Consider the following 16,292-nt stretch of genomic DNA (forward strand, 5'->3'; position numbering starts at 1 on the left):
TTACTGGGCGATGTACTCGTTGGTATAGTAGGCCGAGGGGGCCTCGATCTTCTTCACCACATCGAATTTCTTCAATGCCGCGAGAAGTGCCGTCCAGTCGGCCTCGTCGTTCACCATCAGGCTCGCATCCATCGCGCCGAAGAGCGGGATCGTGTCCTTCCACTGCTGGTCGATGAACTTGCCGTCATAGGCCTTCGCATAGAGTTCGGCGAACGCGGCGATGGCCTCCTCGGGATTAGCGACCGCATATTCGATGCTCTTGCGGGTGGCGCGCAGGAAGGCCTTGGCTTTTTCAGGATTTTCCTTCAGCCACGGCTCGTTGGCGGCAAGCATGAAGATCGGCGTGTTCGGCACGCCGTGCGCGGTGGCGGGCAGGAATTCCGCCTTCTGGCCACCTGTCGTCAACATGCCGGTGCCCTCGGCATTGGTGATACCCGTGATCGCGTCGACCCGGTTCTGCAGAAGCAGCGGTACGGTGTCATCGGAGGCCGCGACGGTCTTGACGTCGTCGATCGTCATGCCACCATCGGAGAGCATTATGGAGAGCTGCGCCAGCGTCCAGGCGTCGTTGTAGATGCCGATGGTCTTGCCCTTGATATCGGCGATCGTCAGCGGCTTGCCCTCCGGGCTGAGGATGCCCCAGTTGTTGCTACGCCCATAACGGCCGATCGCGACGACAGGCGCCTGCTGCTCCTTGGCGAAGATGACATCCATGACGGTGGTGAAGGCGACCTGTGCCTGGCCGGTGCCGAGGAACTTCATCGTGTCGGCGACGGTCGGCGGCGTCACGATCTCGATTTCGAGGCCCTCTTCGGCGTAGAAGCCCTTCTTGGACCCGAGAATCCAAGGGATCCAGAACCCGTCCGGCACGGGCCATTCCTGGATGAAGGTCAGTTTCGTCAGGTCCTGCGCGAATGTCTTCTGCGGCATAGCGATCATCGCCGCCAGCGCCATGGCGGCGGCAGCGAAGCTTCGGCGTGTCAATGTCATGCTCATGTTCCCACTCCTTTATGGTTGTTGGAGATTGCTGTTGTTTTTATGCCTGGTTCGGCCGCTGATACGGTCATCTCGCTCGCGCGCAGGGCCGCGTGGAAGAGAATGTCGGCGCCCATGATGCAGAATTCGGGCTCGACGAATTCGCGTGGATTGTGGCTTATGCCGTCACGACAGGGCACGAAGATCATCGCCGTCGGCGCGACGCGGCTGACGAACAGCGCATCGTGGAAGGCACCGGAGACCATGCGCGTGCTGGCGACGCCGCGCGCTTTCGCCACATCCTCTATGGCGTTGATCAGGGTGTCGTCGAACCGGGCGGGCTCCATGTCGAAGACCCGTTCGATGGCGATCGTGCAACCGGTCCCGGTCGCGGCGTCGCGAAGGGTGCCGGTGATCTGCGCCTCGATCGCATCAAGCTCTTTGAGACCCGGATGGCGGATGTCGATGTAGAAGACGACCGCCGAGGGAATGGCGTTGATGCTGCCGGGCTCCGCCGTCATGCGGCCGACCGTGAAGCGTGCATGCGCGTCGTGCCGCATGATCGTTTCATAGAGGCGGGCAAGGCCCATGCTGGTCGCGTGCATGGGGTCGCGTCTGGCAGAAAGCGGTGTCGTGCCCGCATGTCCTGCCTCGCCGGTAACGCTTACCTGAAGCCAGCGCGTGGCCTGCACGCCCGTCACCACGCCGATCGGTATTCCCGCGCGCTCCAGGTGCTGCGCCTGTTCGATATGCAGTTCGAGATATCCGGCGATCGGCTTGCCAAGCGTGCATGGGCGCGCTTGCGGCAGGGCTTTCAGCGTGGCCGCAAGTTCGTCGGCGAGCCGCAAGCCATCGGTCGATCGGCTTTTAAGCAGCGTATCGGAGAGCGCGCCATCGACAAAGGCCTGCGCGCCCATGCTGCCCGGGGCAAAGCGGCAGCCCTCCTCGTTCGTCCACACCACCAGCTCGATCGGCGCGGCGGTCTGGATATCCGCATCTTCAAGGCTTTCCAGGACCTCAAGGGCGGCAAGAACACCGAGCGCGCCGTCGAAACGGCCGCCTGTCGGCTGGGTATCGAGGTGGCTGCCGATCAGGAGGGGCAGTGTGCCGACGTGCCCGCCTGGCCGATGGATGAAGAGGTTGGCGGCTCCATCCTGGGACACGGCAAATCCGCGCGCGAGGGCGATTTCGGTGATGGCGGCGCGTGCGCGCCGGTCCCCTTCCGTCAATGCCTGCCGGTCGACACCACCGTCAGCCGTCGCGCCGATTGCGGCGAAGGCGTCGAGCCTACCGAGCAACCGGGTGCCGTTGATCGAGGGTGTGATAAGCATGGCATAGTCCCGGCTCGCATCAGGGGCACCAGCGCAATGCCCATTCTCAATATTCAAGAGACTTGAATTCATGTCAATACGTTTGAATTGCATTCCGCTTCGATTTCAGGAATATGGATTCGGTGCGGCTTGTCGTCCGCCTGAACGGACGGCGGGGATGTGAGGACTTGATGAAGCGCAACGACTTGAACGATGGTGACGGCACGGCGCTGCCGACCAATGCGGCCCGTCTCGGCACGCGCCTGCGGCTCGCCCGCCAGACGCGCGGCCTGACGCTCAAGGCGCTGGCAGACGAGGCGCATTGCTCCGAGAGCCTTCTCTCCAAGATCGAGAACGGCAAGGCCTCACCGTCGCTGCCCATGCTGCACAAGCTGGTAAAGGTGCTGGGTACGAATATCGGCTGGATGTTCGAGGAGGCGGATGGTGAAGAGGGCATCGTCTTCCGCGCCGGAACGCGACCGCTGATTTCCCTCGATCCGCTTCGCCGCGGCGAAGGCATCTCGCTCGAGCGGATCATTCCCTATTCTCCGGGCCATCTGCTCCAGTGCAATATCCACCATGTCGAGGAGGATGGCGAAAGTGCCGGGCCGATCGAACATGTGGGCGAGGAGGTCGGTTATGTGATCGCTGGCGAGATCGAGCTCATCGTCGGGGACGAGGTGTTCCGGCTCAATCCGGGCGACGCCTTCGTCTTCAAGTCGGAATTGCCGCATCACTATCGCAACGTGGGAAAGGGGCGGGCCAGCATCTTCTGGGTCAATACACCGCCGACCTTCTGACATTTCATTCAAGTCTCTTGACAAAAATTCAAGCAGCTTGCTTGATGGGCCATGAACCGGCGCTCGCGCCACAAGCAATCCGAATTCGGGGAAAGTCATGTCCGCTCACAAAGTCCTGCTCGCAGGTGAATCCTGGGTTTCGACCTCCACCCATATCAAGGGCTTCGACCAGTTCCCGACAGCGACCTACCACACGGGCGCCGACGAACTTCTCGCGGCGCTGAAGGGCGGGCCGCTCGACGTGCGCTTCATGCCCTCGCATGAGGCCCAGGCCGATTTCCCGCAATCGCTTGAAGCCATGCAGGAATATGACGCCATCGTGCTGTCCGACATCGGCGCCAACACGCTGCTTCTGCATCCCGATACCTGGATCAAGTCGAAGCCGACGCCGAACCGTCTGCGCCTGCTGCGCGATTATGTGCGCGAAGGCGGTGCGCTGCTGATGTTTGGCGGATACTACAGCTTCCAGGGCATCAATGGCGGCGCGCGCTATCATAAGACCGCTATCGAGGAGATACTTCCGGTCTCCTGCCTGCCGGTCGACGACCGCGTCGAGGTGCCGGAAAGCTTCCTGCCTGTCGTCACAGGCTCCTCCGACCACCCGATCCTGGCCGGTCTCGGCACGGAATGGCCGATGCTGCTCGGCTTCAACGAGGTCGTGGTCAAGGACGGCGCCGAGGTGCTGGCCACGGTTTCCACCGATTACGGTTCGCTGCCGCTGCTCGTATCCGGCACATATGGCAAGGGGCGCACGGTCGTCTGGACGTCCGATGTCGGTCCGCACTGGCTGCCGCCGGAATTCATCGCCTGGCAGGGCTACAAGAAACTCTTCGAACAGCAAATTCTCTGGGCGATCGGCCGCGACTGATCTTCAACTCAAGCCGGCAGGTGCGCAATGGCCAAACACGTGAAGGAAGCGGCCCTCAAGGTCGCCAGCATCCAGATGGAACCGGTCTTCGGCGAGACTGCCGGAAACGTTGCGCGCTCCATCTCGCTTCTCGAGGAGGCGGCGGAGAAGGGTGCAAGGCTTGCGGTGCTGCCGGAGCTTTGCAACACCGGTTATGTTTTCGAGAGCCGCTCCGAACTGCGCGCGCTGGCGGAGGAAATCCCGGCTGGCCCGTCGACGGCGGCATGGATCGAAGCCGCCCGCCGCCTCGACATGCACATCGTCGCCGGCATCACCGAACGTGACGGGGAGGTATTCTACAACTCCGCCGTCATCGTCGGGCCGTCCGGATATATCGGGCGTTACCGAAAGGTTCATCTCTGGGGCGAGGAAGCGCTCTACTTCACGCCGGGCGATCTTGGATTTCCTGTTTTCGATACTCCCGTCGGCAAGATCGGCTGCCAGATCTGCTATGATTGCTGGTTCCCGGAAAGCTTTCGCCTGGCGGCGCTTCAGGGGGCCGAACTCATGTGCGTACCAACCAATTGGGTGCCGATCCCCGGACAGGACCCCAAGCGCGAGGCGATGGCGAACATCCTCGTCATGGCGGCCGCGCACAGCAATTCCCTCTTCATCGTGGCGGCCGACCGGGTCGGAACCGAACGCGGCCAGCCCTTCATCGGCCAGAGCCTGATCGTCAGCCACACCGGCTGGCCCGCCGCCGGTCCCGCAAGTTCCGACAGGCAAGAGGTTTTGGTCGCCGAGGTAAACCTTGCCGACGCCCGCCGGAAGCGCAACTGGAACGACTTCAACCAGGTCCTGCGCGACCGGCGCACGGACGTCTACGACCGTATGCTCGGCACAGGCTATAAGCCGGGCTGGTATTGATCGCGTAGCGGCGGGCGAATCCGCTCTAGGCGCGGCCAGCTTCTCTGTGTTCCGGGGCGAGCATAGCGGCACGCAAGGCCGCTTCGTCCGGTTCCTGACCGGTGAACAGCCGGAATGCCTGGACGCCCTGGTGAAAGAACAGTTCGTAGCCTGAGAGGATTTCGGCCTTGGCTGTTCGCGCGGCCGCGAGGAACCGCGTTTCGACGGGCGTATAGACCGCGTCGAATGCCCAGCGGCTATGCCTGAGGTCAAGGCCATCGAACACGTTGCCGTCATGGCCGACCATGCCGATCGGGGTGCAGTTGATCAGTCCGTCCGCACTGTCCACGGCCTCGGCAAGCGTTTCCGGCCGGCTGACCTCAAGGTCCGGAAAATGGGCCGTCAGGGACGTCGCGAGCGCCTCGGATTTCGACTGATCAGGATCGACCAGCGCGAGGTGCGAGGCGCCAAGCCTGCCGAGCGCGAAGGCGATCGCCTTGCCGACCCCGCCAGCGCCGGCCATCGCGACGCGACCAGGCGAAACGTTGCCAAAAGCGGCCAGGAAGGCGCTGGCAAAGCCGCTGCTATCCGTGTTGTGGCCGCGCGCACCATCCGGCTCAAAGAGGATCGTGTTGCAGGCGCCCAGCGCCCGCACCGCGGGCTCGTCCACCTTCACCTTGTCGAGCACGGTTTCCTTGTAGGGATAGGTGATGTTGATACCGCGAAAGCTTTCCGCCCTGCATCGCTCGAAGACCGCGTCGAAGTCCATTTCGAGATCGGCGGGGATGAGGGAGGCATAGCTGACGTCCAGTCCGCACATGCGGCCCGCCAGCCGATGCAGGCGGGGCGATTGGGAACGGGCGATGTTGTCGCCGATCAGGCCGAGCCGGATGCGCGGCGCTTCAGATGCGCGCATGTCACGCGACCTCGCCGTCTTGCGTCGGCGTCTCGTCGGAACGCAGCTCGGTATGAACGAGATTGACCCAATAGGACACGCCATAGGGGATCGATGCATCGTTGAAGTCGAAACGGTCCGTATGGACATCGTGCACCAGACCATCGGGGCCGACGCCGCCGCCCATCCACATATAGGTGCCGGGCACCGTATTGGCGAAGTAGGCGAAATCTTCGCCCCCTGTCGACAGCGGACGTTCACGTTCGACCTTGTCCTTGCCGAAGGTCTTTTCGGCCGCGGCAAGCGCGCTCTCGAACGCCTCGGGGTGGTTCACCAGCGGCGGTGTGCCTTCATTGATCTGGATGTCGACGCTGCAGTTGCTGGCCTTTGCGAAGAGTTCCGCCTGGTCGCGCAGGCCGCGCAGGATGATCTGCTGCACGTCGTCGCGGAAGTAGCGTGCGGTGCCGGAGACCAGCATTTCCGCCGGCATCACATTCGGCGAGCCCTTCGAACCGCCGGAAATGTGCCCGATGGAAATGACCGCGGCATCGATTGCCGCGACCTTGCGGCCGACGATCGACTGGAGCCCCAGAATGAAATGGGCAACGGGGATGGTGCAATCGTCTGCCAGATGCGGGGCGGCGCCGCCATGGCCGGCCGTGCCCTTGAAGGTAACGTGGAACGACATCGAGCCGGCGAGCGCCGGTCCGATGCGCGAGGCGATTTCGCCGACGGGGCGACCCGGCTCCGTATGCAGGCCATAGACGGCATCGCAAGGGAAGCGGTCGAACAGGCCATCCTTCATCATGGCCGGTGCGCCGCCGGCGCTTTCTTCTGCCGGCTGGAAGATGAAGTGCACGGTGCCGGCGAAATCCGGATCCTGCGCGAGATAGCGGGCCGCGCCGAGAAGCATGGTCGTGTGGCCGTCATGGCCGCAGGCATGCATCTTTCCTTCGACGGTAGAGGCATAGTCGAACGCGTTGCGTTCGAAGATGTGCAGGGCGTCGATATCGGCGCGCAGGCCGATGCGCCGCTGGCCGGGGCGCAACCCCTTGAGGACGCCGACCACGCCGGTCCGGCCGATGCCCTCGTGAACCTCGATGCCCCATTCCCTAAGTTTCTCGGCAACCAGTGCAGAGGTGCGCACCTCCTCGAAAGCCGTCTCTGGATGGGCGTGGATGTCGTGGCGCAGGGCGATCAGGTCCGGCATGTAGGCGTCGAGCTTGCTGCGGTCGATGGAGGACATGGAAGGTCATTTCCTTGAATTGGAGGACGACAAGGTCTTGCGCCGTGGCGAGACGGCGAGAGGCAGGATTGTTTTGCGGGTCACCGGTTGCGCGGTTATCTGCGGGTTGCCGCAGAAATGTCCGGTACCGCGTCGATCAGCATGCGCGTGTAGGATTGGCGGGGATTCTTGAACAGGGCCCGGGATTCCTCCACTTCCACCAGTTTGCCGAAGTGCATGACGCCGATGCGCGAGGACATGTGGCGCACGACCGCAAGGTTGTGGCTGATCAAAAGATAGGTCAGGCCGAACTGCTCCTGCAGGTCGCGCATGAGGTTGAGGATCTGCGCCTGGACCGACACATCGAGCGCCGAGGTCGGCTCGTCGCAAACGATGAATTCCGCTTTGGCCGCAAGGGCACGTGCGATCGCGATGCGCTGCCGCTGGCCGCCGGAGAATTCGTGCGGGTATTTGCGCCCGTCGAGCGGATTGAGGCCGACGACCTTGAGAAGTTCGCCCGCTTCGTGCTGTGCCTCGGCCTTCGATTTCGCGATGCCGAGGGCAAGCATCGGCTCGGCGATGATGCTGGCGACGCGCCAGCGGGGATTGAGGCTGGCATAGGGATCCTGGAAGATCATCTGGATACGGCGGCGCAGCGCGCGCATCTGTGCCCGGTCATGCTTGCCGGTGATCGAAACGCCGTCGATTTCCACGGTGCCGGACGTGGCCGGCAGGAGCCCCACGACCATCTTTGCCACCGTCGACTTGCCCGAACCGGACTCGCCGACAAGCGCGAAGGTCTCTCCCTTGGCGATCGAGAAGCTGACATCGGTCGCGGCATGGACGAAGCGCTTGGGTTGGCGCTCGATGATGCGATTCAGAAGCGGCTTCGATACGTCGAAGACCCGGTTGAGCTTCTCGACCCTGACGAATTCGCTGTTGCTCATGCTGCCACCTCTTCGCGCTCGTAAAGATGGCAGGCGACCTTGTGGTCGATGGCGCCAAGAAGGGCGGGTGCGCGCTGGCGGCAGATATCCATGGCGCGCTCGCAACGCGGATGGAACGAGCAGCCGTCCGGCAGCGCCGTCAGTGATGGCATGGAGCCGGGAATCTGGCGAAGCCGCGGCTCCTCGTTGTCGAGCGAGGGAATGGCGCCCATCAGGCCCTGCGCATAGGGATGGAGCGGCGCGCCAACGACCTGGCTGACCTTTCCGATCTCTGCGACCTTGCCCGCATACATGACGGCCACGCGATCGGCCGTCTCCGCGATCATGCCCATGTCATGCGTGATGAGCATGAAGGCGGTGCCGCGCGTGGAGCACAGCTTGCGGATCAGCTTGATGATCTGCGCCTGAACCGAAACGTCGAGCGCCGTCGTCGGCTCGTCGGCGATGACCAGTTCCGGCTCGGCGCAAAGCGCCAGCGCGATGACCACCCGTTGCCGCTGTCCGCCGGAAAACTCGTGCGGGTAGGAATCGATGCGCACCGCCGGGTCGGGAATGCCCACTTCCTCGAGCAGTTCGATCGCGCGGGCGCGTGCCTGACGCCGGTTGAGCGGCAGATGCACCCGGATCGTCTCGGTCAGGTGATCGCCGACGGTCATCAGCGGGTTGAGGCTGGTCAGCGGGTCCTGGAAGATCATGCCGATGCGCCGGCCGCGAATGGCTTCGATGCCCGTTCGGTCCAGGTTGTCGATCCGCTGGTCGCCCAGCAGAATGCGGCCGCCGGCGATGCGGCCCGGGCGCGGTATGAGATGCATGATCGCAGCACCCGTCATCGATTTGCCCGCACCGGACTCACCGACGACGCCAAGAACCTCGCCCTTGGCGATGGAGAAGCTGATGTCGTCGAGGGCGACGAGCGTTCCGCGGCGCGTCTCGAATTCGACGCGCAGGTTTTCGACCGAAAGAATCGTCTCGGACATGGTTCTCCTCCTTACCGCAGCCGGGGATTGAGCGCGTCGCGCAGCCAATCGCCCAGGAGATTGATGGTCAGGACCAGTGCCGCCAGCGCGATGCCGGGGAAGGCGACGATCCACCATTCGCCGGAGAACAGGAACTCCTGGCCGATCCGGATGAGCGTGCCGAGCGAAGGCTGCATCGGGGGCAGGCCGACGCCCAGATAGGACAGCGTCGCTTCGGTGATGATCGCCAGCCCGAAATTGATGGTCAGGATTACGAGGACCGGTCCCATCACGTTCGGCAGGATGTGGCGCGCCATGATGGCGACGGGCGGCAGGCCGAAGAGACGGGCGGCGTTCACATAATCCTTCTTGCGCTCCACCATGGTCGAGGAGCGGATCGTTCGCGCATATTGCACCCAGAAGGACAGGCCGATCGATATGATGATCACCCAGGACGCACTGCTCTCACGCGTCAGCGACGGCAGCATGCCATGCAGCAGGCCATCGATCAGGAGCGCGATCAGGATGGCGGGGAAGGTGAGCTGGATATCGGCGACGCGCATGATGAAAGCATCAAGGAAGCCGCCGAAATAGCCGGCGAGCACGCCGAGACAGATGCCGATGGCTGCGGCGAGAAACACACCGAGCGCGCTGATGATGATCGAGACGCGCAGGCCGTAGAGCACGGCCGACAGCATGTCGCGACCCTGGTCGTCGGTTCCAAGCAGGAAAGGCCATTGCCCGTCGGCCTGCCAGACCGGCGGCAGGTTCGAGTTCATGATGTCGAGCGATAGCGGGTCGAACGGGTCCGTCGGTGCGATCCATGGGGCGAGAAGCGATGCGCCCAGGATGACCACCAGCAGCGCCGTGGCGAACATGACAAGCCGGTTGCGCCTGAAGTCGATGAAGATGTCGTTGTCAGCGATCCGCGCGCGCAGGCTCTGCTCGGCGGGCTTTGTCGTATCGGAAGAGGCCTCTGCCATCAGCTTGCAGCGTCCTTGAGGCGCGGATCGATGAAGTTGTAGATCAGGTCGACGATGAGATTGACCGTGACGAAGAGCAGCGCGATCAGGAGCAGGTAGGTGGAGATGATGGGGATATCGACATTCTGCACGGCTTGCAGGAACAGGAGCCCCATGCCCGGCCACTGGAACACGGTCTCCGTGATGATCGAAAACGCGATGATCGAGCCGATCTGAAGGCCGACGACGGTGATGACGGGCACCAGCGTATTCTTGAGCGCGTGACGGAAGTAGAGCCGGGCGCGCGGCAGGCCGCGGGCGACGCCGAACTTGATGAAATCAGTGCGCAGAACTTCCAGCATTTCGGAGCGCACGAGGCGCATGATCAGCGTCATTTGGAACAGCCCGAGCGTGATCGCCGGCAGGAACAGCGATTTCCAGCCTTCGATCGTCAGAAGGCCTGTCGACCAGTTTTCGGTCACGGGGATGAGACCGTTGCGGCCGAAGGCGGGCAGCCAGCCAAGCGAGACGGAAAAGATGTAGATCAGCAGGATGCCGATCAGGAATGTCGGCAGGCTCACGCCGACCAGCGACACGCTCTGCAGCAGCGACGAGATGCGGCCGCGCGGATTGAGCGCGCTGTAGACACCGAGCACGATGCCGGCAAAGAGCGAGATCAGCGCGGCAACGAAGGAGAGTTCCAGGGTGGCGGAAAGCCGCTCGGCGAGCAGTTTCGTCACCGGCTGGCGGAACTGGTAGGAAACGCCGAAATCCAGCGTGACGACGCGGCCGACATAGCGGGCGAACTGCACGAGGGTCGGCTGGTCGAGGCCGAGGCTTTCACGCACGGCCTGTCGTTCCGCCGCCGTGGTCTCCGCGCCGACCATCTGGTTGACGGGATCGCCGGCATAGCGAAACATCACGAAGGCCAGCAGCGAGACGACCAGCATCACGGCAAGCGATTGCAGAAGCCGTCGGATGACAAGGGCAATCATTCAATTCATCCTGTTATGCGCCGGGCAAGACTGCCCCAGGCGCCCGATCGGATCGACCGGCGGCCGGAAAGCCGCCGGCGAACGGCGCGTCACTCGCCCTTCGTGACCCAGTAGAAGCGGAAGTCGTTGTCGGCGCGCTGCACGACCTTGACCTTGTTCGAGACACCCCAGGACAGGGACTGCTGGTGCAGCGGCAGATAGGCCGTCTCCTTGTTCTGGGCGATGTCGTAGGCCTGGCGAATGAGTTCGTTGCGCTTGGCCTCGTCGGGCTCATGCCCGATCTTGGTGATCAGCGCATCGACCTCTTCATTGCAGTAGCCGCCGACATTCGAGCCGCCGCCATTGCCGGCATCGTCGCGGCAACGATAGAGGTCCTGGAGAACGCCGAGGCTGCCCGAGCCGTTCGTCTGCCAGCCGAGCAGGTAGAACGAGGTGCGGTAACCGCCGCTGGCGAAGATGCGGCCGAAATAGGTGGCCTTCGGCTCGGCGTTCAGGTTCACCTTGATGCCGATGCGGGCCAGCATGGGAACGACCGACTGGCAGATGCGCTCGTCGTTGACGTAGCGATCGTTCGGGCAGTCCAGCGTGATTTCGAAGCCGTCGCCATAGCCTGCCTCGGCCAGCAGCGCGCGGGCCGCATCCGGGTCATAGGCGGGGCGTTCGAACTGGTCGGCCAGCGGGAACAGTTCCTTGGCGACGACGAGCGCCGTCGGCACGGACGCGCCGCGCATGACGCGCTTGTGGATCGCCTCGATGTCGATGGCCTGATAGACGGCACGGCGCACGCGGGCGTCCTTGAAGGGGTTCTTGCCCTTCACCGACGAGAACAGCAGTTCATCGCGGCGCTGGTCGAAGCCGAAATAGATCGTGCGGACTTCCGGTCCCTGGAGAACCGATGCATTGCCGCTCGCGTTGATGCGGTCGACATCCTGCAGCGGGGCCGGGTCGATCATGTCGACCTCACCGGAGAGCAACGCCGCGACACGGGTCGCGCCGGATGCGATCGGCGTCAGCACCACCTCGTCGAGATTGTGCTTGGGCGTGCCCCACCATTGCGGGTTGGGGACCCATGTCGTGCGAACGCCGGGCTGATGCTGCTGGAGCTTGAAAGGTCCCGTGCCGTTGGCATTCAGAGAGATATAGGACGGTGCCGCCGACGCGCTCGCGACTTCCGCCGCGCCGTGTTCCTCGGCCCAGGACTTGGAGACGATGTACCACGTGTCCCACACGGCATGCAGCAGCGGAGAGGGCTCAGGCGTCGTGACTTCGACCGTGTAGTCGTCGATCTTCTTGAACACCGCATTGGCTGGAACGCGGGTCTTGAGATCCGAGCCTGCCGAGCGGACGCGGTCGGCGGAGAAGATGACGTCGTCGGCGGTGAAATCCTGACCGCCCTGGAACTTCACGCCCTTGCGCAGATGGAAGGTCCAGGTGCGGGCATCCTCGGAGACATCCCAGCTTTCGGCAAGCGCCGGCACGAGCTTGAGATTTTCGTCACGGGCCACAAGGCCCTCGTAGACGCCGCCGATCATGGCCAGCGAAAAGGTCTCGGCGAGCGCGTGCGGATCGAGCGACTTCAGATCGCCCTGGGAGGCGAAGCGGAAGGTTTCGGCCTGGGCTGTGCCCACCGTGCCGCCGAGAGCCGAAACCGACGTAGCGAGCGCCAGTGCCGCCGCCGCCAAAATTCTTCTGATACGCAAAGCTATCTCCCAATCGCTGATGGTCGTGTTGGACGCGACGTGACCTTCATCGCATTCGTCGCCAGCCATAAAAGGAAATTCTGTTGCGAACAATTGCCAAGCGGCATATTGCATGTTGCGCAAAAGGCAACGATTGCGCAACAGTCGACCTGGAGAAACAATGCTCGACCCCACCCGCCTGCGCTATCTGTTCTACACCGATGCCTGTGGCGGTATCCGCCAGGCAGCGGAGGAGCTGAAGGTCAATCCGTCGTCGATCAGCCGCCAGATCGCAGTCCTGGAAGGGGAACTCCAGCTTACTCTCCTTGAAAAACATGGCCGCAAGGTGAAGGTGACCGAGACCGGCAGCGCGCTGTGCGAGTACTACCGTACGCAGCGATCCGCCGACATCCAGTTGCGGGCGCGCCTCGACGAGTTTCGCAACATCAAGCGCGGCCTCATCCGCCTCTCGATGGGGGAGGGCTTCGGTGAGTGGGTGGTGAATGGACCGCTTAGGGCCTTCCAGACGCAGTATCCCGGTATCGACCTCGATATCCGCATTCATCCGACGGACGAGACCGTCCGCGCCATTCTGGAGGATGAGGCCGATATCGGCGTCACCTACTTTGCGCCGAACGACCGGGATCTGAAGTTCCATGCGCGGTCCGATGTGCCGATCTGTGTCGTCGTGCATCGGGACCATCCGCTGACACGTCTCGGACGTGACCCCAGGCTGACGGACGTGGTGGACTATCCGATCGGCATGCTGCACCCCGAATTCGGCGGCCGGCAGGTCACGGACCTAATCGCGCGCTCCGAAAACGTGGTGCTCCGGCCGTCGCTGACGGCGAATTCCTACGCGATCGTGCGGAAGTTCGTGCTGCTCGGCGAAGGTGTCTTCCTGATGCCGTTTCGCCCATCGCCGCAGCGGGAACTGGACGACGAACTCGTGCCGCTGCCGCTCGACTACGCATCGAAAGTCACATCGCAAACGCAGGTGATCACGCGAAGCGAACGCCATTTGACGAATGCGATGCGCATGCTGATCAAGTCCCTGATCGAGAGCGGCCAGTTCGGGTAGGCGGCACCGATATCACGTATGTCCGGGACGTCTGGCAATGTCTAGGGAGCTTCTTTCAGGATCGCGGAAAAGAGCGGGTCGAATGCGCGGCGAATGGGGTCCGCGGCGGCGCCGAGTGCGACGGCCCAGGGATCGATCATTCCGAGCTGGACGCGCGGAATGGTGCGGCCGGGACGTTCGGCGATCGACGGCAGCGGCGGGTGCATCGCCTCGAACAGCCTTCTTGAGAGGGCAGGGGGCGCACTGCCGTTGAGGATGACGGTTTCGGGGTCGAAGATCGTCTCGACCATATGAACCGCCTGCCGGAAATCGGCGCCGGCGCCTTCCAGCCATTGGCGGATGCGCGGATCGTCCGCGAGCGTCAGCCGCTCGACCTCTTCATAAGCATCGGTCGTTGCGGTGCCGAGGCCGAGATGCTGGAGCAACGAGGCGAACGAGGACCGATGTTCGAAGGGCGCAACCGTGCCGCCCCGCGAGAAGAGGACCATGCCGATCTCGCCCGCATTGCGGTTGCTGCCGGTATAAATCTCGCCGCCGAGAATGAGGCCCGCGCCAATGCCATAGCCGAAGTAGAGGCAGACGGCATGGTCGATGCCGTCCGCCACACCGTTCATGCGTTCGGCTGTCGCGCAGGCAGTGGCGTCGTTCTGCAGGGTTGTCTCAAGGCCGGTGCCCGCGGCCAGCGTTTCCACAAGCGGAAACGACTGCCATTTGGCCATCATCCAGGGATCGTCGCCGGAAGGCTTCAGCCCATAGGGGCCGGGCATGGCGATGCCGAGCCCGGTCAGGCGCTGCGTGGACATCGGCACACGATCGGCAAGTTCGCGCCGCACGTTTCCGATGTGGTGGAGGATGACCTTGCTGCCTTCCTCAGGCTCGCCCGGCGGAAGGTCCGTAACGGCACGCGCTACTTCCCGCCCCAGAAAGTCCACGGCGACGATGCGTGTCAGTTCCCGGTCGATCTGCACGCCGAGTGCAAAGGCGCCTTCGGGAACGAGCCTGTAGGGTGTGGAAGGCTGGCCGCGCCCGCCGCGCACAACGTCTTCGGACGCGACGAGCCCGTCGGCTTCCAGGCTTTCGATGAGATTGGAGACTGTCTGCTTGGTCAGGTGCGTGGCGCGGGCGAGGGCGGCGCGCGAGAGCGGGCCATTGACGCGGATGGCCTCGATGAGCACGCGCCGGTTATGCGCGCTCGTGCCCTCCTGATTGGTCCCGCTCCTGGCGCGGATCGTCCGCAATTCGTTCATCGACAATTCCCTCTTGACACCATTTGGATATTACACAAGACTTAAGTCAATACATTTGACTTAATAAGGAACCAGAGAGTTCCGGGGAACAAGGGCGAGGCGAAGCCAAGCCCAGAGCGATCCGGCGGAAGCCATAAGGCGCAACGATCACGAGTGTCCACAAGACATTCCGGATTCAAACCAAACTGGAGGCAGGCATGTTGAAATCGATGAAGAAGACCCTGTTGTACGCAGCGCTGGTCGCGGCCGTTTCGGCTCCGCACGCGTTCGCCGAAACCACGCTCAATGCTCTGTTCATGGCGCAGGCTGCCTATAGCGAGGCCGATGTGCGCGCCATGACGGATGCCTTCACGAAGGCGAACCCCGATATCAAGGTGAACCTCGAATTCGTTCCCTATGAGGGCCTGCACGACAAGACCGTGCTGGCACAGGGGTCCGGCAGCGGTTACGACGTCGTTCTGTTCGACGTGATCTGGCCGGCCGAATATGCCGCCAACAACGTTCTGGTCGATGTGACCGGCCGCGTTACCGATGACATGAAGAAGGGTGTGCTGCCGGGCGCCTGGACGACCGTCAACTATGATGGAAAATCCTACGGCATGCCGTGGATCCTCGACACCAAATACCTGTTCTACAACAAGGAAATCCTGGAGAAGGCCGGCATCAAGACGCCGCCGAAGACCTGGGCAGAGCTGTCCGATCAGGCGAAGATCATCAAGGACAAGGGCCTGCTGGCAACGCCCATTGCCTGGAGCTGGGCGCAGGCCGAGGCGGTGATCTGCGACTACACCACGCTGGTCAGCGCCTATGGCGGTGAATTCCTGAAGGACGGCAAGCCGGCCTTCGCTGAAGGCGGCGGTCTCGACGCGCTGAAATATATGGTCGAAAGCTACAAGTCCGGCCTCACCAATCCGAACTCCAAGGAGTTCCTGGAGGAGGACGTGCGCAACGTCTTCCAGAACGGCGAGGCGGCATTCGCGCTCAACTGGACCTACATGTACAACATGGCCAATAGCGGCAAGGACAGCAAGGTTGCCGGCAAGGTGGGCATCGTTCCCGCCCCCGGCGTCGAGGGCAAGAGCGAGGTTTCGGCCGTCAATGGCTCGATGGGCCTCGGCATCACCTCCACGAGCCAGCATCAGGAAGAAGCCTGGAAGTACATCGTGCACATGACGTCGCAGGAAACGCAGAACGCCTATGCGAAGCTGAGCCTGCCGATCTGGGCCTCTTCCTATGAGGATCCCGCCGTGACGGCTGGCCAGGAAGAGTTGATCGCTGCCGCCAAGCTCGGCCTTGCGGCCATGTATCCGCGGCCGACGACGCCGAAATACCAGGAGCTTTCCACGGCCCTGCAGCAGGGCATTCAGGAAGCGCTGCTCGATCAGGCGACGCCTGAAGACGCGCTGAAGTCCGCCGCGGAAAACAGCGGGCTCTGATCTTGAGCGCTTGCGGGTGGCTTCGGCCACC

General features: G+C 63.1%; 14 protein-coding genes and 1 pseudogene. 5 read left to right on the forward strand and 10 right to left on the reverse strand.

Going from position 1 to position 16,292, the window contains the following annotated elements; translation table 11 throughout:
- Positions 1-996, reverse strand: a complete 996-nt coding sequence (locus B5M41_RS02745; protein ID WP_134648654.1) for an ABC transporter substrate-binding protein — start codon at positions 994-996, stop codon at positions 1-3.
- Positions 993-2,306 carry a Zn-dependent hydrolase gene (locus tag B5M41_RS02750; protein WP_134648655.1) on the reverse strand — a complete coding sequence of 438 codons (1,314 nt, stop codon included), beginning with the start codon at positions 2,304-2,306 and terminating at the stop codon, positions 993-995. Before B5M41_RS02750 ends, B5M41_RS02745 begins: the two co-directional genes overlap by 4 nt.
- Positions 2,307-2,476: 170 nt before the next feature.
- Between B5M41_RS02750 and B5M41_RS02755 the strand changes: the two genes are divergently transcribed.
- The 3 genes from B5M41_RS02755 (at position 2,477) to B5M41_RS02765 (ending at position 4,859) form a co-directional block, all read left to right on the forward strand.
- The gene (locus B5M41_RS02755; RefSeq protein WP_134648656.1) at positions 2,477-3,085 is read left to right on the forward strand and encodes a cupin domain-containing protein; all 609 of its coding nucleotides are present in this window, start codon (positions 2,477-2,479) and stop codon (positions 3,083-3,085) included.
- Between the two features lie 97 nt (positions 3,086-3,182).
- On the forward strand, positions 3,183-3,953 hold the full coding sequence (locus B5M41_RS02760) for a glutamine amidotransferase (RefSeq protein ID WP_134648657.1): 771 nt from the start codon (positions 3,183-3,185) through the stop codon (positions 3,951-3,953).
- Between the two features lie 27 nt (positions 3,954-3,980).
- Complete coding sequence (locus B5M41_RS02765; RefSeq protein WP_134648658.1) at positions 3,981-4,859, forward strand: nitrilase family protein; 879 nt, start codon at positions 3,981-3,983, stop codon at positions 4,857-4,859.
- Between the two features lie 25 nt (positions 4,860-4,884).
- On the opposite strand, the gene B5M41_RS02770 is transcribed toward B5M41_RS02765, so the two are convergent.
- The 7 genes and pseudogenes from B5M41_RS02770 to B5M41_RS02800 all read right to left on the reverse strand — a co-directional run bounded on the left by B5M41_RS02770 (position 4,885) and on the right by B5M41_RS02800 (position 12,518).
- Positions 4,885-5,754 (reverse strand): shikimate dehydrogenase family protein, encoded by an 870-nt coding sequence (locus B5M41_RS02770; RefSeq protein WP_134648659.1) that lies wholly within the window; start codon positions 5,752-5,754, stop codon positions 4,885-4,887.
- A 1-nt stretch (position 5,755) separates the two neighbouring features.
- Positions 5,756-6,979: a M20 aminoacylase family protein gene (locus B5M41_RS02775; RefSeq protein WP_134648660.1), complete on the reverse strand. Its 1,224-nt coding sequence runs from the start codon at positions 6,977-6,979 to the stop codon at positions 5,756-5,758.
- A 98-nt stretch (positions 6,980-7,077) separates the two neighbouring features.
- Positions 7,078-7,905, reverse strand: a pseudogene (locus tag B5M41_RS02780) (ATP-binding cassette domain-containing protein); the annotation flags it as partial.
- Complete coding sequence (locus B5M41_RS02785) at positions 7,902-8,882, reverse strand: ABC transporter ATP-binding protein (RefSeq protein WP_134648662.1); 981 nt, start codon at positions 8,880-8,882, stop codon at positions 7,902-7,904. The gene B5M41_RS02785 and the pseudogene B5M41_RS02780, both read right to left, overlap by 4 nt.
- Before the next feature lie 11 nt (positions 8,883-8,893).
- A complete protein-coding gene (locus B5M41_RS02790; protein WP_134648663.1) occupies positions 8,894-9,844 on the reverse strand; it encodes an ABC transporter permease in 951 nt (316 codons plus the stop codon).
- Positions 9,844-10,818 carry an ABC transporter permease gene (locus tag B5M41_RS02795; RefSeq protein ID WP_134648664.1) on the reverse strand — a complete coding sequence of 325 codons (975 nt, stop codon included), beginning with the start codon at positions 10,816-10,818 and terminating at the stop codon, positions 9,844-9,846. Before B5M41_RS02795 ends, B5M41_RS02790 begins: the two co-directional genes overlap by 1 nt.
- An 89-nt stretch (positions 10,819-10,907) precedes the next feature.
- Positions 10,908-12,518, reverse strand: coding sequence for an ABC transporter substrate-binding protein (locus tag B5M41_RS02800; protein WP_230639958.1), 1,611 nt, complete (start codon positions 12,516-12,518; stop codon positions 10,908-10,910).
- 160 nt (positions 12,519-12,678) lie between these two features.
- On the opposite strand from B5M41_RS02800, the gene B5M41_RS02805 reads away from it, so the two are divergent.
- Positions 12,679-13,578, forward strand: a complete 900-nt coding sequence (locus tag B5M41_RS02805) for a LysR family transcriptional regulator (RefSeq protein WP_167718968.1) — start codon at positions 12,679-12,681, stop codon at positions 13,576-13,578.
- Positions 13,579-13,619: 41 nt separating this feature from the next.
- Here the strand turns inward: B5M41_RS02805 and B5M41_RS02810 are convergent, their stop codons facing one another.
- Positions 13,620-14,825, reverse strand: coding sequence for an ROK family transcriptional regulator (locus tag B5M41_RS02810; protein WP_134648667.1), 1,206 nt, complete (start codon positions 14,823-14,825; stop codon positions 13,620-13,622).
- A 197-nt stretch (positions 14,826-15,022) separates the two neighbouring features.
- On the opposite strand from B5M41_RS02810, the gene B5M41_RS02815 reads away from it, so the two are divergent.
- Positions 15,023-16,261, forward strand: coding sequence for an extracellular solute-binding protein (locus B5M41_RS02815; protein ID WP_134648668.1), 1,239 nt, complete (start codon positions 15,023-15,025; stop codon positions 16,259-16,261).
- Positions 16,262-16,292 lie beyond the last annotated feature (31 nt).

The organism is Shinella sumterensis (genome assembly GCF_004514425.2).
Taxonomy (GTDB): Bacteria; Pseudomonadota; Alphaproteobacteria; order Rhizobiales; family Rhizobiaceae; genus Shinella; species Shinella sumterensis.